Below are 21455 nucleotides of genomic sequence, written 5' to 3' on the forward strand. Positions count from 1 at the left end.
GGAATAGCGCTCACGTTCACGTACCGTTCAACGTTCTCTTTGGTAAAGGTATGCGACATGACCCCACAACCCACCGTCCTTAGAGGACACTCCCCCAATGACCTCATCCAACAGATTGCCGCGCTTCAGGAGGAAATGGGGCTCTCCGCAGATCGGCCGCCCCCAAACCGATGCAAACCGATGTTGGTCGGCGCCACCTCGATTTACTTCACGACGCCTCTGGAATCATTAACCACGTTCCTGCCCCAGAGGATCGTTTCGGCGTTAACCCTCAGAACCACGGATCAGTTCCAAGATCAATTGGCTTGCAGCGCTCGATGGATTCATGTCAAGAGTAACATCACCGCTTATTTCCCGGAACACGATTTGATCGCAAAGACACGCGGCCCCGGCTCGCCTGCCGACCTCGATGCACTTAAGCGTGAATATGATGTGTTGCAGGAGCTCCACGCGTACGATCCGGCCGTCGCTCCCACGCCCGTCGCCTTTAAGAAAACGCCCTACCCCACGGTCTGGATGCGCGCGATTAACGGCCGACGGTTTCGGTCGAACGAAAAAGATGAGGCCGCAACGACTCTTACCGAGAAACTCTTGGGCTTTTACGAGGACGCCGGTATTTCGTGGCAATCACTCAATACACTCCCGGAGTGGACCCCACCCTCCCGGCATGATCTGGAAACCTACGGCTGGAACGACGAAGAAGCGACGACCATTCTCTCAGCGCTTCACGAGATTGGATCATGGCGCGTTCCGGTCAGCACTATTCACGGTGACGCCATTGTTTCTAATACACTTCGCGAGCCGAGTGGTAACATGCGCATCATTGACTGGGAACACGCCCGCACCGGCCCGATCTTCTTTGACATCGCTTCGCTTGCATCGCGGTTTCAAGGCGCATACCACGTCTACGCGAAATGGAAACGCGATGTGGGTGACAACGCCCGGTCACCGGAAATGGACCAGCTGGCGCGCCGCGTCCTTAAGGGGCTCGACCTGCGCGATCATCAGCACCGCATCTACCATGTACGTTACCGGGCTTCGCCCGATCACCATGTTCGTATCCACCGGGACAAAACACTTAAGGCGGCACACCGACTATTGGAGAATGCTCCGAAATGAGCGACGGCCAACCGCCGAACTGGTCTTTCCCATCTTTCACTCTCGAAAGGGATACCACCAATGAAAAGCCCTTTTTTTGAGAGCTTTACTTACCGGCTCAAAAAACGCCGCGCCAAGCGCACAAAAAGAAATCTCGGCTTCTTGCTGGCACCAACCCCTACGTTTCCCCTGGATGTAGATTTCTCAGCCGCCGATCTCTCGGCAGACCGATTCAGGATTATTTCCTATGCGACCCGCGATGGATTTTACGACTGGCAACTCGACCGGTTGAAGCAGTCTTGCATCGATCAGGGTCTCTCCTGCGCAACCGAGACCATCCCGAACTGCAGCGCTCTGAATGCCCAGCTGTTCAAGCCCACGTTTATCAAGTTCAAGCTTTTGACACTACAAGCGACGGTTGTTTGGGTCGATGCGGACGCGATCGTCACCGCCCCGTTCTCGCTTCCTGCCGAGGCGTGGGACCTGGCCACGGTTTCGAACCAGAAAAACCCCGACAAGAACCCGATTTTGTCTCTCTGTATCGCATTCCGCCCGACGATCGGCGCCCTTCGTTTCCTCGAGGCCTGGGAGCATCTGTGCTCCGCTCAGTGGCTTGGACACGTCGGCGATCATGAACGCCTCACCAGTGTTCGACGACTGCACATCTCCCCGGCCAAGGCCTTTACGGAGATCGACATCAGCGACCGCATCTCCGGATGCATTCGCCGTGATATCGGCAAAAACAAAGAGGGCCTACTTTAAACCGATGCATCTGCGTACCACTGGACGACTGCGCCTGTACAACCTGTTCGCCGCTTGCATGTGCGGCCCAAGCACACGCCATTGGGTCAATGGGGTCGGAACGATCGGGGTTATCCTCGCTTCATCCGCATTCCTCCTCGAGCGCGACATCATGCGCCTGGGGGAGATGCTGATGCTGGTTGCTTTCCTGGCCGCACTCCCGACAGCCTGGCGCTTCCTTCGCACGAATCCGGCTTTCTGGCTTTTCGCAGCCTGGGTCGGCGCAATGATCTTGTCCAACAGCCTGGCCATTGCCCATACGGATATCCCGACCGACCACAATATCTGGAATGCGGCCCGACACTGGTCCCGGCTTGGCTGGATCCCGCTGATGGCTTGGCTTATCGCCGGCCGCTTGGGTGTCGTCCGTGCGGTGCTTTTGGGGTATACAGCGGCCTGGTTCGTGTTTACGCTGCCGGAGGTTTCACCCGATCTTCTTCGGGCGGGCCTGCAAGGGTCGCGACTCGATTTCGGTACCGGCAATCCGCACCGGGCTGCGCTTCCGTTCATGATCACCACCGTGATCCTTGCTTTTCTCGCCCGCGATTGCGTCGGCTCTCTTCAGCAGGGCGTCACTCTCTTTACGGCACGACTGGGGCTTTGGGCACTGGCGCTTGGCTTCAGCACTTTCGGCCTCTTCTCGGCGCAGGGCGTTGGGCCTCTCGGCGGCGCCGTTGCCGCGTGTCTGATCGGTCTGGTGGTGCTCTGGCAACACTTGACCCACGGCCAGGGCTGGTCGAGGAAACTTCGGGCATTCTCCATTGGAGCCGGTAGCCTCACGATCCTGATCGTATCTCTGGTGATTGTCTTCAAACCCGCGATGGAAAGTCGCGTTTCGTCCTGGTCCGGAGGGCTGACTGAGCTCTCCGAAGGAGCCATACAAACCCCCACCGGCAGCGTCGGGGCACGGTACTATCTCTGGACCTTTGCCGCTGAACACTGGGCCGACCGACCGGTACTCGGCTACGGGACGGAAACGGCGCGGTCCATGATCTCAGCGAGTGATCTTCCGACCCGTAGTTTCAGCCACCTGCACAATTCCTGGCTGGAGCTTCTGTTCTCTACCGGCATCGCTGGGACCACGATCATGGTTGCCTTGTTTGCGCACATCTCCTACAAGATCTTCCAATCGACCCGGACAAGAAGGGTGCCTAAGCGATATGGCACGCTTTACTTCGCGCTGTTGGCCGCTTTCATACTCGCCAACATCGGTGAGTCTTACATCGTCTTCAACCACTTCTGGCCCCACATGGCGCTCATCACAGCCGGCTTCTACTCCATCGCCCTGTTTGGCGAACCAAGACGTGATCAAAATGCACATCACTCATCTCATTCGGCGCACGATGCCGCCGCGGAATCTTGCTGACGCAGGTGGGATGCCGCAACTGGTTGAATGGCTCATCGCGGCACAAAAACGCGCCGGACATCACACTCACGTCATCGCGCCCACTGCGGCGAACAAGGCTGCCAACGGTTATACCGTCTCGTCCCCGACCAGTTGGGAGCGCAAGGCCGTGGAGAACGCACTGCCGCCGGAGACGGACGTGCTTCACATTCATGGAGAAGACCACCAGCTGTTCACCAGGGAGTCGCCACCGTCGGTGCCGGCCGTCACGACCGTGCACGGGAACTTGCGAAACGGTGGGGGAGAGCTTTTCAACCCGGTGTTTGTCTCTGCCAACCATTGTCATCGCCACCAAGGACACACCTTTGTCCATAACGGACTACCCGTGGATGAGTTCCCGGTGGCGAAGGCCCATCGAAGAGACTTGCTCTTCCTTGGAAAACTGCGACGCTCCAACAAGGGTGCGAAGACGGCGGTACGCGTTGCGCGGCGCGCTGGCAAGAGACTGATTCTCGCCGGCCAGCCCACATGGAAGGTCCCGGCGAGCCGTCTCCCGTGGTGGCCGGGTGTCCGCGCTGTCGGGGCTGTCTCCGGTTGGGCCAAGCTGGATCTGTTGCAATCCACCCGCGCACTGTTGGTGCCGGCACGGTGGGATGAGCCGTTTGGCCTGGTGCTCATCGAAGCAATGGCGTGCGGCACCCCAGTGATCGGTACAGACCGAGGCGCTCTGCCGGAGATTATTGAACATGGCCGAACTGGATTCATCTGTCGGACGGAAGAGGAGATGGTCGAAGCAATTGACGCCCTGGATCAGCTATCCCCGCAGGCATGCCGAGAGCACGTAGAACGGCACTTTGACATCCGGCGGGTCTGCGCTGATTACGAGACACTATACCGGCGAGCCATCGCCGGGGAGCGCTGGTAGGATAGCGGCGTCGCAAGCTCGCCGGAGCCGTAGTGTCATGCCTTACCCCCGATTGCCCCTGACTCGGTGGCGACTCTGGGCACCGCGGGGTGCCGTTCTTGTCAACGTCAACCCGCAGCAGATCGTCTACCGCAAACGCTGGCAGGAGTGGCCCGCCTACCTGAAACGCTGGCCGTTCTGGATCATTGGCGGCGACTGGGATGCCGGCGGGCGAGAGCTACCGCCATTTCGGGTGGAGCAGATGCGCGAGCTGCTGGCTGCCGAGGGCGCCTTCCGAGACACTCCGTACTACGCCGCAGCGTGCGCCGAGTTGGAGCAGAATGGGTTTATCGCGGAGCCGTACCTGACTAGCCGCGCCTCACTCGATGCCTATCTCGACCGACAGGTGAAGATCCTGCTGGACATCAGAGAGCATGGCTATGCACCGCAACGCGAGCTGGGCGGCAAACGCTCGCACGACCTCACGGTGCGGATCGACCGGCAGGGTCGACTCGTCAAGTGCCGTGAGGGCACGCACCGGCACGCCATGCTGCTTGCACTGGGCGTACAGGAGGCCCCCGTCACGGTGGATGTTGTACACACCGAGTGGGCACGGGCCTGCTACAGGCGCTTCGGGGGACCGCTCGCCACAGCGCTTCGCCAAGGCCTGGAAGCAGATTATGGCCCCGTTCTTGAGTGGCCCTGGTCGAGGTGACGTTGCTGGTTTTTTTCTCACATCATGACCGCGCGCGGACCGGCGCCCACTTCCGTTTTGATCGCCTGCTTCGCGGTGCGTCGCAACAGCATTTGGACGCCGTTTGGCTGACTCCTGAACGCGCAGATACCCCTGAGCGGGGCCAAATCGCTCATTGGCCGCTGGACTTCCCCGCGTGGCTGCCCGGTCGGGCGCTGCAGGCGCTGTGGGCGATTTGGCGACAGCGATCCGCCCTACGCGGTCTTCGGGACCGACCCGCCCGATTACTGATCTTCAGCGAGACGCTCTACCTCGCGGCGTTACTGGCGGCACGACTGAGTGGCGCCCAGCTGATCGTCGCATCGCGCTCGAACCTCATCCGCCGGCACCAGATCCGTCAATCACTGCGAACCAACCCTCTATCCCGCGTCTACCACGCTCTGGGACACACTGTGGCCAGACGCATATGGGCATACACCCTGCGCCGAGCCAACCGAATCATCGTCCAGAGCCCAGCCGCGCTTGAGCAGCTCCAAGAGGCCTACGGCTTACCCTCGGACCGTTTCAGGGTAGTGGAGAACGATGTGCCGCAGCTCTCGAAGCCGCCGCGATCAACACTACCCGAGCAACCTGCGCGGCTGCTCTATATTGGGAGCAGTTCACCGCTTAAAGGGCTGGATATCCTGCTTGACGCGTTGCCGAACTTGCCGGAGCGAGCACCCTCTGTGGAAGCGGTAACTGTCGTCGGCGTCCGAGAGCGCACTGTACACCGGTTGCAACGCAAAGCCGTAAACAACGGTCCGACGCTCACCGTTGTGCCGCGCAGCTCCGAAATCTACGACTTGATGCGCGCCCATGACCTGGTCGTCGCCCCCTCTCGCGAGGACCAATTCCCCAACGTCCTACTGGAGGCCCTGGCCTGCGGCACCCCGGCCATCGGCAGCCGCCGGGACGGGATCCCGCACATCCTTGGGGACGAACGCCTGCTCTTCGAGCCAACCCCGCACGCCCTGCTCGAGTGCCTGGCGTCCGTCTCTACGCCCGAAGGCTACGGCCACGCCGCAGCAAAGTGCCGCGACGCGCGGGAGCGCCTGCAGTTCCCGTGGGAGCAGTACTTTCTGGATGCGGTCGCCCAACATGACCCGGTTGCCCCTCCGCACCGATGACCCGGTCGAGCTCCATACAAAAAGGCACGGCTGAAGGCCGGGCCATGGCCGACGCCGTAGCAGCGGCCTGGGAACGCTCCGACGCCCCCGGGCTGACCTTGATCAAGGACTCCAAGGCGCGGGTCTACCGTTTTGTTGGGGAGGGGGCCACGTGCTACCTCAAGGTTTATATACCGCATACCCTCAGGGATCATGCCGCCCTATGGCTCCGCCCGCCGGCGCGACTCTTTCGCTCAGCGGAGCTGCTGCGGGCAAGGGGCGTCCCCGGCCCCATCCCGCTGGCTGCGATGACGCTAACGGTGGCCGGGCGAAAGCGCGGCGCGTTCTTGATGAGCGCCGTTGAAGGTATCCCACTGAAGGACCTGGCAGCTCAGAACTGTGTCCGCACGGCAGTTTCGCCGGGGACCGCTCTTGGGGTCATTAACGCCACCGCAACCCTTTGGGGCCAACTAATCCGCAACGGGTTCGTCCACATGGACCCCGTCAAAGGCAATTTCCTGGTCGACCTGTCGGGCCCCACCCCGACCGTCGCCGTAATCGACGTGGATAACATCCGACGCCCGCCCTGGCTTCCGCGGACAATCCGCCGACGCAGGCTGCTGAAGATGGCCCGGCGCCACCTCGGGGCTGCCTTGCGGCTGCTCGACCGCACGTGTCTCCCCAGCGCCGTTGCCCGGCAATTCGTGCGCGCCTACGCCCGCGCTGCCGGTCAGCCGCTGCACCTCGCCTGGCAGGATTGGCGGTGGGTCGGCCGCCGGCTGGCTCACGACAGCAGTCGAGCTGCACGGCAATTGGAGCGAGTCCCGTTAACAGGCGACTCCTCACCGTCCAGTTAGAACTCTTTCCGTTTGAATCCGGCCGCTCCGGTCACCTCTACAAGCCACCGGGTCAAGCTAATCGCCTGGTCCTCGTCACCCCCGCCTAAGCGAACGGCTTGAACCGGCACCGCCTGTTGCCGGCACACTTCGATAACCTTCCGCCAAGCACAATCCTGCCTTCGCACCTGCTCAACCCCCTCCGCCTCTTCACCGCTCAATGCCCGCCGATCGTGACGTGCGCCACGCGACCGCCGCCACCTGAGAACGACCTCCGGATCATCGATGGTAAGTACTACCACTGCATCCGGTAATGGCACCACGTCCCAGGGCGCCGCGTCCTCGCACAGCACAAGCTTGTGCCAGAACCCATCCTCTTCCAGTATCAGCGGTGCCCCGGGGTGCTCGCGGAGCCCTTGGTAGACCTGCAAGCGATGTACGACCTTTTGCAGGTCGTGAACCCTCTGGCCGCACCCGGTGAACAGCGCGGGATCGGCGGATGCGAAGGCGGCAAGCAGACGCGACTCCAGCCCAGGGAAGCGCGACAAGACCTGCCGTGGCCGCTTGGCCGCAGCGCGCAGCGCGTCGCGCTCGACGTGATCCAGCGACCAAGCGCCGTACCAAGGCGGCAGCCGGCCACCCTCCGGCCTGCGCAGCGCACGGGCGTATGCTGGCGATGCCATCGGGTACCGCCAGCCGCGCAGATGCTTTATTAGGGCCCGACACAATGTGCTCTTGCCGGTTCCTGGCGCGCCGGTGACCAGAACGAAGGGACGACCACCCTCAGTCGGATCGCCGTCACCGGTCCCGGCACCACTCACACCGCCTCCAACTCCTGCTGGTAACCGAACGCGCGAAAATCCTCAGCGTACAGTGACGCCACCAGCCGGCGACTCTCTTCCGTGTAGAACTCGGCTACGCGCTCCCGCGCCCGGGTCGGCTGCGGGCCGGCCTGGACAATCCCCTGCCACGGCAGACCGAGCTGCGCGAGCAGTCGCTCCAGATCTTCGCCCAAGGTTTCCATTCGCCCGATAAAGTCCAGTTCCCCCGGCGGGAAGGGGCAGAGGCCGCTCTGCGGATACCAGTGCGCATCTTTGCGCAGGCCGCCGTTCGCCAAATAGCGGCAGAAATGCTCGAACCCGGTCCGGGTTCCCATCAACGCTTCCGTCTGCCCAAACTTGCGCCCGCGATCTTTACCCGGGCGCCCCTTGTTCAAGTACGCGGAAAGAACCCGCGTGTACGGATTCCTTACGAAAATAAACTTGAAATAGCGCTCGCGCACCGCCCTCACCTGCTCCGCACTCAGGGCGCTGGGCCGGACGAAACGCTGCTTGTCGGAGTTCTTGCCGCCGGTTTGCCCCGTCACAGTATCGCCCGCCTCGGCCATGGCTGCCCAGAGGGTGGCGGCGATGGTCGAATTGGCCGCTTTGGGAATGCGCACCCAGACGTACTCCCGGGGCGGATAAACGGCCACCCGCCGATTGAGCGAGGGAACAAACGCCAGTGGGCACCGCGGCGGGTAGACCCGGTAGAACGGCCGCCAGCACTTCGCGATCCCCGAGGGAACGGCGGCGGCCTCTTGGAGCAGGGGGTGTACCATGCCGTTTCTCCTCTACCCGGCAGGGGCGTCTTCGATGTACCCGTGGGCGACCAGGCTCTCGGTGAGCTCAGGCACGGCCGCCGCCAGATCCCGGTTGCTAGCCCGATACGTCTCCCGGATTCGTTCGGCCCAGTCGGCGGTCAGCGTCACCTCCGTCCGTTCCGTATCCAACCCCAGGCGACGGCGCAACTTCGCCGGGCGGATCACCGCCCCCCGCCGGGGCCGCAAGGTCCAGGTATTCGGTCGTTTCCCGCCGCGCTGTCGCCCCCTTCGCCCTGTGTCCACTCGAGACACCAGGGCCTCCCCGTCCTCACCAAGAAACGCCCCCACCTCTCGGAGCACCTGCTCGGCGTCGCCTCGCAGCCGCTCAAAAGGCAGCACCTTAAGATCTGCCTCGGGCAGGGCCTGCTGCAGGGCACGCACGGTGCGGCCATAGTCGAGGAAGGCACCCCGCGTGGCGTATTCCTCCCCGAGAATCCGTTCGAGCTGGGCCTCGAAATCACTCTGCCCAGCCCGCGGGATGCGGTCGCTGCGTTCGGCATAGAACGAGGGCAGATAACTATCCTGACGGCGGATGAAGAAGAGCACTGCGACCCGCTCGACCCCCAGGGCGAGGGCCCGTTCCCGCAGCAAGGCGAGGCTTTCCGGCAAAGCATCTGGGTGGCGTATGGGCTTGCCGCGTTCCGCGAAAAACCGCCAGGGCGCACTCATACGCTCATGGGAGACCACACCCGGGCGACCGTCCTTGGCCGGCGCGACCAGCGCGCGGATGACATCATCGGCACGGTGCCGCCACTGCTCCGTAGGCAGGCCAAGCGCCTGATACGCGGGGCAGGCCCGCACCAGATCCCGACGCAGCCCCCGCACCGGGTCCTTGCCTCGACCGATATACTGCACCTGCTCAAGGTACGGGAAGACGTGATGCTGAAACCAAGTGCTGGCGGTCTTGTTGAAGCCGATATGCAGGATCAGCTCACGGGGCAACATGCTACTCATTCAGGCCCTTCCACTGAAGTTGGCGGTTAACCACCCCGCGGCGGGTGACGCTCGCCATTGTAAAGCAAGGGCCGCAGCCGGTGACGGTGGAACCGCAGCAACCGATGCCGCAATTGTCGTGCGGGCACATACCCCCCCCAAAGGAGCAGGCGCTCAACAAGGGACAAATCCTCGCCGCGCTCCGCGCAGTAGGCCGACCAGAAACTGGCCAGACTCGCTCGATCCAACCTGAGTTTCAGCGCCAACCGAGCCGCCTGGAACCGCGTCGGCTGCCCATCCGCCAGGGCCTCTAGATCCGGCAGGCAGAAGCCATCCACCCCGCCGGCGTTTGTCACCGTGCTATCGACCCGATGGAAGTTGCCCAGACGACAGTCCTGGAGGTAAACCCCGGTACGGTGCAGCCTGGCCTGGAAGCGGCCGAGCCGCTGCGCCAAATCGGGTGGCAGTGCAACCGGCTCACCCTCTGGCTCCAGGCCCTCCCCCGCCACAAACCGCGTGATCAAACAGGCGTGGACCACCTGGTCGCCTTCCAGCCAGTCCACCGCCCCAATCAGACCGGGCACCGCGCCGGGTAACGCCCGCTCCAGCCGCCGCCCGGTCAGCCACGCCGCCACCGCCGAGCGCCGCTTGGTCTTGCCCGGGTTGGTGTACTTGAGCACCAGCGGCCCGAAGGCCTCGGTGTCCAGGCGGTAGACGTCGTGGCGGCGGCGTGCGGCGAGCAGCTCACCGCGCTCGGGCAACGCGGCCTCCCACTGCGGCAGCCACGCCGCCAACTCCTCCGGGGTCAGTGCCTGGCGGTCGGTGACCCACAACGCGCCGTCCTCGCCCCGGGCGCGGGCGATGTCCGGGTCCTGCGCGGCCTCGGCCTGGATATGGGTTTCAAGGGGGGGCAAGGGCGTCGATCCTGGTTGCACCGTAAAGCGGCTCAATACCTTATCATGGCGGGCTTTGTGGATTGAGAGACTGCGCCCTGCAGCCGAGGTGGCCTTGAGCACGAAGAGCGACACCGCGACCGACCTGGACCTCGACCCGGTGGCCGATCCGGAGAAGCTGGAGAAGAAGCGCCGCAAGCAGCAGAAGAAGCGAGCCGAGGCCGGCGGGCCCGACGGGCCACGGCCCGACACGCCCTCCTGGCCGGTCTTCAAGCGGCTGTTTACGCAGTACGTCTTCCCGCACTGGAAGGTCGGTCTGATCGCGGTGGTGACGACCGCCCTGTTCTCCGCCAGCGAAGTGGCCCTGATCGCCACCTTGCAGCCGCTGCTCGACGACGGCCTGGTCGAGCAGGACACGGCGATGATCCGCCTTTTCGCCGTGGTCATCCTCGGGCTGCTGGTCTTCCAGGGAATCTCCTATTTCGTCTCCCATTACCTGATCACCTGGATCGGCCGACAACTGATCAAGAACCTGCGCCTGGATGTTCACGACGCCCTGCTGCGCATGCCCTTCAGCACCTACGAGCAGCTCTCCTCCGGGCGGCTGATCTCGCGGATGACCTACGAGGCGGAGCAGACCGCCAAGGCCTCAACCCAGGCGGTGCTCACGCTGTTCAAGGATGTGGTCAAGGTGGTGCTGATCTTCGGCTACCTGCTCTATCTCTCCATCTGGCTGGTGGCGCTGATCAGCGTGGTGCTGCCGCTGATCGCCGGGATCATCGGCCTGGTCAACAAGCGCTTTCGCAAGATCAGCCGCAAGATCCACGGCGCCGTGGGCGGTGTGGGCACCGTCGCCGAGGAGAGCGTCCACGCCCATCAGGAGATCAAGCTCTTCGGCCAGGCCGAGCGCGAGCGTCGGCGCTTTGAGCACAACAATGAGCGCAACCGCAAGGCCTCCATGCGCAAGGCCGCGCTCAAGTACGCCACCATCCCGCTGATTCGCCTGCTGGTGGGCATCGCCCTGGCGGTGGTGATCTCCGTGGCCACCATGGAGGCGGTGGTCGAGACGCTGACCGTGGGTACGGTGGTCTCGTTCATCGCCGCCATGACGCTGCTCCACGGCCCGCTCAAGCACATCGTCTCGCTCAGCGCCGAGCTGCAGAAGGGGCTGACGGCGGCGGCGAGCATCTTCGAGGTGGTCGATGCCGAGTCCGAACAGGACAGCGGCACCCGGGGCCTGGAGCGCGCCGAGGGGCGGGTGGAGCTGCGCGGGGTGCGCTTCGCCTACGACGGCCAGCACGAGGTGCTCAAGGGGATCGATATCACCGCCGAACCCGGCGATATGATCGCGCTCACCGGGCCCTCGGGCAGCGGCAAGAGCACGCTGGTCAGCCTGATCCCCCGTTTCTACAACGCCACCGCCGGCGAGATCCGCCTGGATGGGGTGCCCATCGAGGAGTACCGGCTCGCCGATCTGCGCCGCCAGATCGCGCCGGTGAACCAGGACATCGTGCTCTTCAACACCACCATCGCCGAGAACATCGCCTACGGCGCCGAGCGCGAGGTCAGCCGCGAGGAGATCGTCCGGGCGGCCGAGGTCGCCTACGCCCGCGATTTCATCGAGGCCCTGCCCCAGGGCTTCGACACCGAGGTGGGCGAAGACGGCACCCTGCTCTCCGGCGGTCAGCGCCAGCGCATCGCCATCGCCCGGGCGGTGCTCAAGGACGCGCCGATCCTCATACTCGATGAGGCGACGGCCTCGCTGGACACCGAGTCGGAGCGCTACATCCACGCCGCCTTCGAGCGGCTGATGCAGGGGCGCACCGCCTTCGTCATCGCCCACCGGCTGTCGACGGTGGAGAACGCCGACCAGATCCTCTTCCTGGAGAACGGGCAGGTGGCCGAGCGCGGCACCCACGAGGAGCTGCTGGCCCGCGGCGGCGCTTACGCCGGCCTATACTACATGCAGTTCGCCACCAACACTCAGGGCGACGCTGCCGCGGGCTAGCCGGTCGCCTCCGGCTAACCAGCGGTCAGTTGCCGGTAGACGCGGCCACAGACCCGGTCGATGCGCCGCTGCTCGGCGGCGGTCAGCTCGCGGCGCCACTTCTCGTCGAGGCGGATGACCGAGTCCCGCTGACTCTTCATACGGTTGCCGCCGAGGACGTGGATCGGGTTCTCGCCCCAGTGGCGCACAGCCTCGGGCTCGGGGGCCAGGCCAAGTGCGCGGGCAATACGCGCGGTCTCGGTCTCCGGATCCTGGCAGAAGGCCTCATAGCTGACCCGCAGCGCGGCCGGAAAGTGGCGGGCCACCTGGCGGGCATAGCGGTGCTTGCCCCAGTAGCGCAGAGCACTGGCGGTGATCTGGCGCGGCTGGTTGCGCTTCTCCCAGGAGTAGACCTGGGCGGGCGGGGCCTTGTAGAGGTGGATCGGCACCAGGTCGATGCCGGGCACCTGGCGCAGCCGGTCCAGGCGCGATGGCCGGCGCGAGGAGTCGATCACCACCTGCACACCGTGGGCGGCGGCGACCGCCTGGAAGAGGACCCGGTTGTCGGTGGCGAAGCGCCGGGCCCACCGGCTGTCCGGGTCAAGATCGAAGACGCTGCGGCCATCGAGGGCACGGACCTGCTCGTCGATGGCCTGCCAAAAGCTGCACTGCTCCAGCTTCGGCGCCCCGCAGGGGCACTTCTTGCCTTCGCACACGGCGGTCCGCAGGTTCTTGACGCTGCCCAAGTTCATGACCCGCGAGTGTGCGCCCAGCACGCGATGGAGCAGCGTCGTGCCGCTGTGGGTGCAGCCCAGGATGTAGGCAATCTTGACCGTCATGACTTCCCTCGCCCCTTTTGGTCATGGCTTGTTGGCCGACCAAGGATAACGTTTTGTTGCAATGCTTGTGTTGCAATCCGTATCCTACTCTCTTTGTTCAGGATCCCAATCCCCGTCCGTATGGTGACCCCCGAATCCATTGAGTTATCCGTTGTGGTGCCGGTCTACAACGAGGAGGCGTGCATCGCACCGCTCCTCGAGGAAATCGGGCAGGCGCTGCAGGGAGTCTGCTGTTTTGAGGTGCTGGTCGTCGATGACGGCAGCACCGACCGGACCACGGAGTGTGTGCTGGCGGCGGCGCCGTCGAGCCCGGCGCCGCTCCGCCTGATCCGGCATCACCACAACGCCGGGCAGAGCGCGGCCCTGGTCAGCGGCGTGCGTCATGCCCGAGGGATGTGGGTGGCCACGCTCGACGGCGACGGCCAGAACGACCCGGGTGACCTGCCCCGCCTGCTGGATATCGGCCGCGATCCGCAGCAGGGCGCCGACCTGGTGGCCGGCCTGCGCGCGCGGCGGGCCGACGACTGGGTCAAGCGCTTCTCTTCGCGGCTGGCCAACGGTGTTCGCCGGTGGCTGCTCGACGACCGGGTCTCGGACACCGGATGCGGCCTCAAGCTATTCCGGCGCGATCTGTTCCTGGAGTTCCCCCGATTCAACCACATGCACCGTTTCCTGCCGGCACTCGCGCGTCGGGCGGATGCCCGTGTGGCGACCGTACCGGTCAACCATCGGCCGCGCCACGGCGGGGCATCCAAGTACGGGGTCGGCAACCGCCTGTGGGTGGGCATCGTCGACCTGTGCGGGGTGATGTGGCTGCAGCGACGGCCCTGCAACCCTGAAGCCCGCGAGGAGCATCCATGATCAACATCGCCACCGTCTGGCTCATCATCGGGTTCATCGGCCAGGCCCTCTTCTCGATGCGCTTCCTGGTGCAGTGGTTCTACACCGAGCGGGCGCGGCGAAGCGTGATCCCCATCGCCTTCTGGTATTTCAGCATCGCCGGCGGCGCCACGCTCCTCGCCTACGCGATCTACCGCGAGGACCCGGTCTTCATCGTCGGCCAGGCGGCGGGGCTGTTGATCTACTTCCGCAACCTCTATTTTGTCTACCGGGAGCGACGGCACGAGGCCGCTGCCACCGATTGATTCGGCTTCCGCCCTTTCTCAGACTCGCAGGATGAATTCGGTATGACGGACGCCCGCGCCGCCCTACCCTGGATTGCGCTGGCCTGGACGGCCTCGATCCTGGCCATTCTCACCCTGAGCCCGGCCACCGCCTTCGACGAGACCCGTTACGCCGGGGTGGCGTGGGAGATGCTCCAGCGCGGGGACCTGCTCGTGCCCCACCTCAATGGCGAGCCGTACCACCACAAGCCGCCGCTGCTGTTCTGGTGGCTGCACGCCGGGTGGTGGCTGTTCGGGGTCAATGAGTGGTGGCCCCGCGTGGGTCTGGCGCTGTTCTCGCTCGGCACCGCGGCACTGACTGCCTGGCTGGCTCATCGCCTGTGGCCGCAGCGCCCGGAGACGCTCTGGGTGGCGCCGATCATCCTCACCGCCTGCCTGCTGTGGGTGATCTTCACCCCGGCGCTGATGTTCGATGTGCTGCTGGCCTTCTGCGTCCTGGTCGGCATCGCCGGCGTGGTGCTCGCGGCGCAGGGACAGGCCATGATCGGCTGGCTGCTGGTGGCCATCGGCATCGGCAGCGGCATCCTCGCCAAGGGTCCGGTGGCACTCCTGCACATCCTGCCGGTGGCTGTGCTGGCACCGCTGTGGCTGCGCGAGCCCGGCATCTGGCTGCGCTGGTACGCGGGCCTGATCGCCGCGCTGCTCGGCGGTGCCGCCATCGCCCTGGCGTGGGCGGTGCCGGCGGCCATCCATGGCGGCGAGGCCTACGCCGAGGCGATCTTCTGGGGTCAGACCTCCGGCCGGGTGGTGGAGTCCTTCTCCCACCAGCGGCCGTGGTGGTGGTATCTGCCGCTGCTGCCGATCATGCTCTTCCCCTGGCTGCTCTGGCCGACGGCACTGCGCGCCGCAGCCCGGGCGCTGCGGCGCCCGGACCGGGGCACGGCGATGCTGGCGGTATGGCTGCTGACGGTCTTCCTCGGATTCACCCTGATCAGCGGCAAGCAGCCGCACTACCTCCTGCCGCTGTTCCCCGGGGTCGCGCTGCTGCTTGCCCGCGGGCTGAGCGATTGGCAGCAGGGCGAGGCGCGCATCGGCGGGGTCCTGCCCGCTGCCCTGCTGATCGCGGCCGCGGCCTTCTACCTCGCGGCCCCCATGCAGCAGGAGGCGCAGGGCTGGCCGGCCTGGGCGGGCGACGTGCCGCTCTGGCTGCCGCTGATCACCCTGGCCCTGGCCCTGGCCTGCGTGTGGCCCAAGCGCCAGATCCGCACCCAACTCTACACCCTGGCCAGCGCCTCGGTGCTCTTCGTGGCAGTCACGTTCCAGGGCGTCCTTGGCCCCGCGGTGGCCTGGTACGACGTCGGTCCCCAGGCGAGGCTGGTCGGATCACTGCAGCGCGACGGACACGACATCGGCTACGTGGATCACTACCGCAACCGCTTCCACTTCCAGGGTCGGCTGGAGGAGCCGCTCGACGAGGTGAACGCCCGCGATATCGATGACTGGGTCGACGCCAACCCGGACGGGGTGCTGGTGGTGGAGTATGACGATCCACTGCCTGAGGAACTGGACCCGGAGCCGCTCTACTCGGGACCGCACCGCGGCGGCTGGATGGCCATCTGGCACGCCGACGACCTGAGCGAAGCACCGCGGCCGTGATGGCACGCCCGGCCTCCGATGGGGGCCGGGCGCCGTGGCTCAGAAGCGGGCGTCGAGGTGGAGGCCGGTCACCTCGCCGTCGGTGAGGGGCGTTACCGCGACGTCGCGCAGCGCGGGATGCGGTTCCACCAGCCAGTAGGTGGCAGCCACCGCGATCGCCGCCCCGGCGAAGACATCGCGCTCGTAGTGGTTGTCCGAGTCGACCCGTGAATAGCCCACGAACGAGGCCAGGGCGTAGGCCGGCGCGCCGAGTGCCCAGCCGTAGCGACGCTGGATGAAGGAGGCGCCGGAGAACGCCGCCGCCGTGTGGCCGCTGGGGAAGCTGTCCGTCCGGCTCGAACCGCCGGGGCGCTCCTCGTCGACGGTCAGCTTGAGGGCGTAGGTCGCGCCCATGGTCGCGGCAAACGCGCCCAGCGCCTGGCCGCGACCCTCGCGGTCGTCGTGGTAGTAGGTGAGACCGAGACCGGTCAGCGGCAGGGCGACCTGGAGGATGTCTCCGGCCAGTTCCACCCGATCGGCTTGCGCCGGCGTGACTACCAGGAACAGGGCCGCGACCACCGCGGCCCAGACCGTCCCCAAGCGGCCCTTGCGGTGATGCCCCATGGAGGGGACGGAGTGTTGCGTACAGACCATCTATTTCAGTCCCTTGGCTTGGCTTGGCTTGGCTCGAAGGTATAGCCCATCAGCTCGATCTCCCGGGCACACTCCCGGGCGACGATCTCGCGGCAGGCGTCGTCGTAGTACGCCCGATAATCGACCTTCCCGCCGCCGGATTTGGCGTGGATGCCCTGGATCAGCTCGGCGAGGTTCTCCGGGTAGCCGATGCGCTCGCTGGCCTCGGCCAGGTCCTCGGCCAGGTGCTCCATGCGCACAATGTAGTCGACCATCGGCCGCTCGCCGTCGGCGTAGAGCTTGAAGTTGCTCTTGCGCGCCATGATCCCGGAGTCGAGGAACTCCCGAAATGAGTCCGAGGCCTTGCCCTGTTTATGCCGGTAGCGGTAGCGCGAGACCGCCAGGGCCCAGGGGTTGCGCTCGACGGTGAAGGTGAAGTACCGCGCCCAACGCTGGGCGCCGAGCTGCTGACGGACGTGCCGGGCGCTCATGTGCTGGTGGTAGAAGCTGGGGGTGGCGTCGCGCAGCGCCTGGAGCCAGGTCCGCTCGCCGGCCAGCGGGTCGTCGGCGTAGCCCTGCAGCCCGCGGACGACCGCTCCCGGGCGGACGTTATCCAGAAACCGGTCGTTCTGCGGCCCCGGGAAGCCGAGCTCCTTGCGCTGACCCTCGGCCACCGGCGTGATGACATCGTCCGGCCCGGCATGCTTGGCCAAGGCCAGCTCCAGGGAGCTACCGGCGGTCTTGCGGGTCTTGATAAAGACGAACTGGTGGCGGTGCGAGATGACGGTCATGGGAGTACGGCGCTCACTGGGCGTCTGGCCGGCGGGATTGTAACAGAGTCCTCGCCGCTCTCTGGGTCAAACCGACCACCCACCAAAGCGCCGCCGCGCCGGGTGCGACTGCTTGCCCCACTCGGCGACTGCGCTTTTCCGCTGCGTTAAACCCTGATTAATCACCCGGGAGCAAACGGGTTGGTAACGTACCGACTTCCGCGAACGGAGCGCGCGGTGTCGTTCCCCCCAGGAGTCGTTCGGTTCCCGGCCTATGCATCCTCTATTGGGCAACGTTCTCGTGGTCTGTACGGGCAATATCTGCCGCAGCCCCATGGCCGAGTGCATGCTGCAAGCGGCATCCGCCCCGGACGGGGCGGACCGGGTCGAGTCCGCCGGCATTGGCGCCTTGGTCGGCGCCGGGGCGGACCCCCACGCCGTCGCCGTGATGGACGAGAGACGGCGGTCGAGCTCAAGGACGGCCGGCTGTCCCTGGCCGAGGCGGTGGCCGAAGCCGATGGGGTGGATCTGGCCTCGGCCAACACCGCGGAACTCTATGTGCTGCGAGGTCAGCCTGTGCGGGATGAGGACAGCGGCGAGGTGCTGGGCCTGCGCCCGCAGGTCTTCCGCCTGGACGCGCGGGAGGCGCCGGCCCTGCTCTTCGCCGACGGCTTCGAGCTCGAACCGCGGGATGTGGTCTTCGTGTCCGCCTCGCCGCTGGTCCGCTTCAACCGGGTGGTCGCGCAGTACACGCCGATCATTCAGGCCCTTTGGCAGACCGATCGCATCATCCGTGACTAGCCCGCGAGGTCGAAGGCAAGCATGAGCGAGACGCACAGCGCCCCCCCGAGCGGCGGCGAAGGCCAGGATGAGATCGACCTGAGCCAGCTCATCTGGGGCGGGGAGTCCATCGACGTCACCCGGCTGGAGATCGGACCTGGCCTGCGTCGAGACCTGGACGGTGACCCGCTGATCCTGCGCGCCGGGGAGGCTGGAGACTACACGCTGCACGTCGGTGAGGAGACGATCGCACAAGGTGAGGTCGATGAGCTACTGGCCCTGGAGTACGGCGGGCAAGCGGGCGTGACGCTGTTCGTCGCCGATCTGCAAGCGCGCCCCGGCACCGAGTTTGAGCTGGGCACGCGCAGCCGTCAGGCGGCAATCCGCAGCCTGCGCGGGCAGCTCTCGCTCAGTGAGCGTGGCAGCGATAGCGGGGTGCTGGAGGTGCGCATGGAGCACCCCGACCGGGCCTACATCGAGGACGCCCTAAGCAGCCTGACCGAGCACTACGTCCGCCAGCACGTCGAGCGCAACGAGCTCGAACTCCAGTACGGCCCGGAGCACCCGCGCATGGAGACCATGCGCCGGCGCGAGGCCTCGCTGCGTGGCGTTAAAGATGACGTGGAGCAAGAGATCGCCAACCTGCCGGAAAAGCAGCAGCAGGCGCTGCAGCTGCGGCGCGAGGTGGATGTGAGCACCTCGCTCTACACCAACCTGCTGAACACCTCCCAGGAGTTGCGCGTGGCCCGGGCCGGCGTCGTGGGCGATGTCTTCATCCTCGATGAGGCGGAGTCCGCCAGCACTCCGGTGGCCCCCCAGCGCAACCTGATCGCCGCGCTGAGCGTGGTCCTCGGGGGCAGGTATCGGGCCTGATCCTCAACGATTTCCAGGCCAAGCGCGCCGGCGGCGGCTACTACCAGTACTACTACTACGACTACACGTACCGACCACAGGGCACTTGAGCGTATGCGACCGCGCCGCGGCAACCGGCCCTGGGAGACCCAATGGTGTGTTAGCTTGGCAGCTTTCCCACTGACCCCTCGCGCTTGGCAACGGAGCGCCACGCTGTGACGCAGATCGCTGTCCAGATCTTCTTCGCTTTTGCATTGACCGCTTTCTTGCTGCTGGTCCTGCGCCGACCGGCCCTGCAGGCCGGGCTGGTGGACCGGCCGTGCGCGCGCAAGCGCCACGGGCGGGTGGTCCCGCTGATCGGTGGCATCTGCATCCTGCTCGGGTTCGTGGCGGCGTCGCTGCCGGCGGACTTCGGGCTGCGCGACTACCAAGGGCTGTTCGCCGGCATGGGCCTGCTGGCCATCGTGGGGGTCATCGATGACCTGATCGATATCGACGCGTGGGTGAAGTTTGCCGCTCAGGTGGTGGCCGCGCTGCTGATGACCGCCTGGTCGGGGCTGGTGGTGTCGGACCTGGGGCAGCTGCTCGGCCCGCAGGTGTCGCTGGAACTCGGTGCCCTCGCCCTGCCGTTCACCGTCTTCTGCGTGGTGGGGCTGATCAACGCCATCAACATGTTCGACGGCGTGGACGGGCTGGCCGCCGGCACCGTAGCCGCCGCGCTGGGCTGGCTGGTGCTCGCCGGCGCCTTCAACGGCGGCGCCAGCTGGCTGATCCTGGCGGGGCTGCTGCTGGCCTCGGTCTGCGCCTTTCTGATCTTCAACATGCGCAACCCGTGGCGGCGCAAGGCGGCCTGCTTCCTGGGCGACTCCGGCAGCATGATGCTCGGCTTCGCCCTGGCCTGGTTCGCCGTGGAGGCCGCCCAGGGCGAGCATGCGCTGCTGCCGCCGGTGGCCATCGCCTGGATCCTGGCTCTGCCAGTGCTCGACACCCTGACCCTGATGGGGCGGCGGATCCTCCGCGGTCGCCACCCGTTCCAGCCCGACCGCGAACACCTGCACCACATCTTCTACCGCGCCGGCTTCACCCCGGGCCAGACCGTAGCCGTGCTGGTGCTAGCCACGGTGCTGCTGGGCGGGGTCGGCGTCGTGGGCACTGGGCTGGGCGTGCCGGAGTGGGTGCTGGCGGTGCTCTTCGTGCCGGTGGCCCTGGCCCACGTCCTCGCCCAGGCCCGGGCCTGGCGCTTTGCCCGGCTGATGCGCCGCCAGCTGCGTTGGGTGCGCTCCAACCTGCGCCAGTGACCATCCAGGGAGTGGGCGGGCAGACCACCCCGCCGGGCAGCGCCCCACGCATTGAGAATTATTCGCAAATCGTGCATGCTGGGCTCAACATTGCCACGCTGCGCGGGAGCGCTCATGGTGGACCACACGGCATCCCCCCTGCTGGAGCTCAGCAACGTCCACTGCTGCTACGGCGGCACCACCGCGGTCTATCAGCTCAGCCTGCGCGTCATGCCCGGGCAGATCGCCTGCCTGCTCGGCCCCAGCGGCTGCGGCAAGACCACCACGCTGCGCGCCATCGCCGGCTTCGAGCCGCTGTGCAACGGTGAGATCCGCGTCCGCGGCGAGCCACTCTCACTCCCCGGCTACGTAATGCCGCCGGAGAAACGGCGCATGGGCATGGTCTTCCAGGACTACGCCCTCTTCCCGCACCTGAACATCTACGACAACATCACCTTCGGCCTGCGCCGGCTGAACCGCCGCGAGCGCCGCCGCCGCGCCGACGAGCTCCTGGAGCTGGTGGACCTGCAGGGCTATGGGGATCGTTTCCCCCACGAGCTCTCCGGCGGGCAGCAGCAGCGCGTCTCGCTGGCCCGGGCGGTGGCGCCGCAGCCGCAGCTGGTGCTGCTCGACGAACCCTTCTCCAACCTGGACGTGGAACTGCGCGAGCGGCTCAGCCGCGAGTTCCACGACATCTTCCGCGACCAACAGATGACCGCCATCCTGGTCACCCACGATCAGCACGAGGCCTTCGCCATGGCCGACGAGATCGGCCTGATGCGCGACGGGCGCATCGTGCAGTGGGACACGCCGTTCAATCTCTACCACGAGCCGGCGGACCGCTTCGCCGCGGAGTTCATCGGTCAGGGCAGCATGATCTCCGGCACCCTGATCGACGGGGAGCGCATCCAGACCAGCCTGGGCACCCTGCGCGGCAGCCACGGCTTCCCGTGGCCGGCGGGCACCCGGGTGGATGTGCTCCTGCGCCCGGACGACGTGCGCATGGGCGAGGCGCCCTCGGGTCTCTACGGCCGGGTAGTGAAAAAGGCCTTCAAGGGGGCGGAGACCCTCTATACCCTGCGCACGCCGGATGGGGTCGAACTCCTGGCCCTGGCCCCAAGCCACAGCGACTACGCCGTCGGCGACGACGTGGGCCTGACCCTGGATACCGAGCACCTGGTGGCCTTCCCCGCCGATGGCGAGGTGGCGGAGCAGGCCGAGCAGCCCACCGCCCAGCCGGTGCGCGCCGTCAACGTCGGCTGAGCCG

22 protein-coding genes and 1 pseudogene are annotated in these 21455 nt (G+C 65.9%); 16 read left to right on the plus strand and 7 right to left on the minus strand.

What is annotated here, in order from left to right; genetic code table 11:
* The 7 genes from LRA98_RS09910 to LRA98_RS09940 form a co-directional block, all read left to right on the plus strand.
* Window positions 1-1119 (plus strand): phosphotransferase family protein (locus LRA98_RS09910; protein ID WP_238633958.1); only part of this gene is annotated, 1119 nt, incomplete at its 5' end.
* Between the two features lie 60 nt (window positions 1120-1179).
* Window positions 1180-1860, plus strand: a complete 681-nt coding sequence (locus LRA98_RS09915) for a hypothetical protein (RefSeq protein ID WP_238633959.1) — start codon at window positions 1180-1182, stop codon at window positions 1858-1860.
* Complete coding sequence (locus LRA98_RS13170) at window positions 1826-3265, plus strand: O-antigen ligase family protein (protein ID WP_238633960.1); 1440 nt, start codon at window positions 1826-1828, stop codon at window positions 3263-3265. Before LRA98_RS09915 ends, LRA98_RS13170 begins: the two co-directional genes overlap by 35 nt.
* A 10-nt stretch (window positions 3266-3275) precedes the next feature.
* Complete coding sequence (locus tag LRA98_RS09925) at window positions 3276-4169, plus strand: glycosyltransferase (protein ID WP_238633961.1); 894 nt, start codon at window positions 3276-3278, stop codon at window positions 4167-4169.
* Window positions 4170-4206: 37 nt separating this feature from the next.
* On the plus strand, window positions 4207-4863 hold the full coding sequence (locus tag LRA98_RS09930; protein ID WP_238633962.1) for a hypothetical protein: 657 nt from the start codon (window positions 4207-4209) through the stop codon (window positions 4861-4863).
* Entirely contained in the window at window positions 4860-6008 is a 1149-nt protein-coding gene (locus LRA98_RS13220) for a glycosyltransferase family 4 protein (RefSeq protein WP_443134949.1), read from the plus strand. The genes LRA98_RS09930 and LRA98_RS13220 overlap by 4 nt, the downstream gene beginning before the upstream one ends.
* Window positions 6009-6052: 44 nt before the next feature.
* Complete coding sequence (locus LRA98_RS09940) at window positions 6053-6844, plus strand: lipopolysaccharide kinase InaA family protein (RefSeq protein WP_238633963.1); 792 nt, start codon at window positions 6053-6055, stop codon at window positions 6842-6844.
* Here the strand turns inward: LRA98_RS09940 and LRA98_RS09945 are convergent.
* The 4 genes from LRA98_RS09945 to LRA98_RS09960 are packed head-to-tail and all read right to left on the minus strand — an operon-like array spanning window position 6841 to window position 10312.
* A complete protein-coding gene (locus LRA98_RS09945; RefSeq protein ID WP_238633964.1) occupies window positions 6841-7644 on the minus strand; it encodes an ATP-binding protein in 804 nt (267 codons plus the stop codon). The two genes, LRA98_RS09940 and LRA98_RS09945, sit on opposite strands and share 4 nt — an antisense overlap.
* Window positions 7641-8423, minus strand: a complete 783-nt coding sequence (locus tag LRA98_RS09950) for a sulfotransferase family protein (protein WP_238633965.1) — start codon at window positions 8421-8423, stop codon at window positions 7641-7643. Before LRA98_RS09950 ends, LRA98_RS09945 begins: the two co-directional genes overlap by 4 nt.
* A 12-nt stretch (window positions 8424-8435) precedes the next feature.
* Window positions 8436-9419 carry a hypothetical protein gene (locus LRA98_RS09955; RefSeq protein WP_238633966.1) on the minus strand — a complete coding sequence of 328 codons (984 nt, stop codon included), beginning with the start codon at window positions 9417-9419 and terminating at the stop codon, window positions 8436-8438.
* A gap of 26 nt (window positions 9420-9445) precedes the next feature.
* The gene (locus LRA98_RS09960; RefSeq protein ID WP_238633967.1) at window positions 9446-10312 is read right to left on the minus strand and encodes a phosphotransferase; all 867 of its coding nucleotides are present in this window, start codon (window positions 10310-10312) and stop codon (window positions 9446-9448) included.
* 94 nt (window positions 10313-10406) lie between these two features.
* On the opposite strand from LRA98_RS09960, the gene msbA reads away from it, so the two are divergent.
* Window positions 10407-12299 (plus strand): lipid A export permease/ATP-binding protein MsbA, encoded by a 1893-nt coding sequence (gene msbA, locus LRA98_RS09965; protein ID WP_238633968.1) that lies wholly within the window; start codon window positions 10407-10409, stop codon window positions 12297-12299.
* Window positions 12300-12313: 14 nt separating this feature from the next.
* On the opposite strand, the gene LRA98_RS09970 is transcribed toward msbA, so the two are convergent.
* Window positions 12314-13117 carry a hypothetical protein gene (locus tag LRA98_RS09970; protein ID WP_238633969.1) on the minus strand — a complete coding sequence of 268 codons (804 nt, stop codon included), beginning with the start codon at window positions 13115-13117 and terminating at the stop codon, window positions 12314-12316.
* Window positions 13118-13237: 120 nt separating this feature from the next.
* Between LRA98_RS09970 and LRA98_RS09975 the strand changes: the two genes are divergently transcribed.
* Genes LRA98_RS09975 through LRA98_RS09985 form a run of 3 tightly spaced genes read left to right on the plus strand, consistent with a single transcriptional unit; the run spans window position 13238 to window position 15897 of the window.
* On the plus strand, window positions 13238-13978 hold the full coding sequence (locus tag LRA98_RS09975; RefSeq protein WP_238633970.1) for a glycosyltransferase family 2 protein: 741 nt from the start codon (window positions 13238-13240) through the stop codon (window positions 13976-13978).
* A complete protein-coding gene (locus LRA98_RS09980) occupies window positions 13975-14262 on the plus strand; it encodes a lipid-A-disaccharide synthase N-terminal domain-containing protein (RefSeq protein ID WP_238633971.1) in 288 nt (95 codons plus the stop codon). The genes LRA98_RS09975 and LRA98_RS09980 overlap by 4 nt, the downstream gene beginning before the upstream one ends.
* Window positions 14263-14304: 42 nt before the next feature.
* Window positions 14305-15897, plus strand: a complete 1593-nt coding sequence (locus LRA98_RS09985) for an ArnT family glycosyltransferase (RefSeq protein WP_238633972.1) — start codon at window positions 14305-14307, stop codon at window positions 15895-15897.
* A 39-nt stretch (window positions 15898-15936) separates the two neighbouring features.
* Here the strand turns inward: LRA98_RS09985 and LRA98_RS09990 are convergent, their stop codons facing one another.
* Together LRA98_RS09990 and LRA98_RS09995 are read right to left on the minus strand one after the other, a co-directional pair.
* On the minus strand, window positions 15937-16530 hold the full coding sequence (locus LRA98_RS09990) for a phosphatase PAP2 family protein (protein WP_238633973.1): 594 nt from the start codon (window positions 16528-16530) through the stop codon (window positions 15937-15939).
* A gap of 5 nt (window positions 16531-16535) precedes the next feature.
* Window positions 16536-17300: a sulfotransferase family 2 domain-containing protein gene (locus tag LRA98_RS09995; protein ID WP_238633974.1), complete on the minus strand. Its 765-nt coding sequence runs from the start codon at window positions 17298-17300 to the stop codon at window positions 16536-16538.
* Window positions 17301-17553: 253 nt separating this feature from the next.
* Between LRA98_RS09995 and LRA98_RS13225 the strand changes: the two are divergent.
* The 5 genes and pseudogenes from LRA98_RS13225 to LRA98_RS10015 form a co-directional block, all read left to right on the plus strand.
* Window positions 17554-17682 (plus strand): annotated as a pseudogene (locus LRA98_RS13225) (arsenate reductase/protein-tyrosine-phosphatase family protein); the annotation flags it as partial.
* Window positions 17622-18080, plus strand: coding sequence for a hypothetical protein (locus tag LRA98_RS13065; protein WP_443134948.1), 459 nt, complete (start codon window positions 17622-17624; stop codon window positions 18078-18080). The pseudogene LRA98_RS13225 and the gene LRA98_RS13065, both read left to right, overlap by 61 nt.
* A 21-nt stretch (window positions 18081-18101) precedes the next feature.
* Window positions 18102-18932, plus strand: coding sequence for a GNVR domain-containing protein (locus LRA98_RS10005; protein ID WP_238633975.1), 831 nt, complete (start codon window positions 18102-18104; stop codon window positions 18930-18932).
* Between the two features lie 194 nt (window positions 18933-19126).
* Entirely contained in the window at window positions 19127-20209 is a 1083-nt protein-coding gene (locus tag LRA98_RS10010; RefSeq protein ID WP_238633976.1) for an MraY family glycosyltransferase, read from the plus strand.
* A gap of 114 nt (window positions 20210-20323) precedes the next feature.
* Entirely contained in the window at window positions 20324-21451 is a 1128-nt protein-coding gene (locus tag LRA98_RS10015; protein ID WP_238633977.1) for an ABC transporter ATP-binding protein, read from the plus strand.
* Window positions 21452-21455 lie beyond the last annotated feature (4 nt).

It is taken from the genome of Halorhodospira sp. M38 (assembly GCF_022227985.1).
Taxonomy (GTDB): Bacteria; Pseudomonadota; Gammaproteobacteria; order Nitrococcales; family Halorhodospiraceae; genus Halorhodospira; species Halorhodospira halophila_A.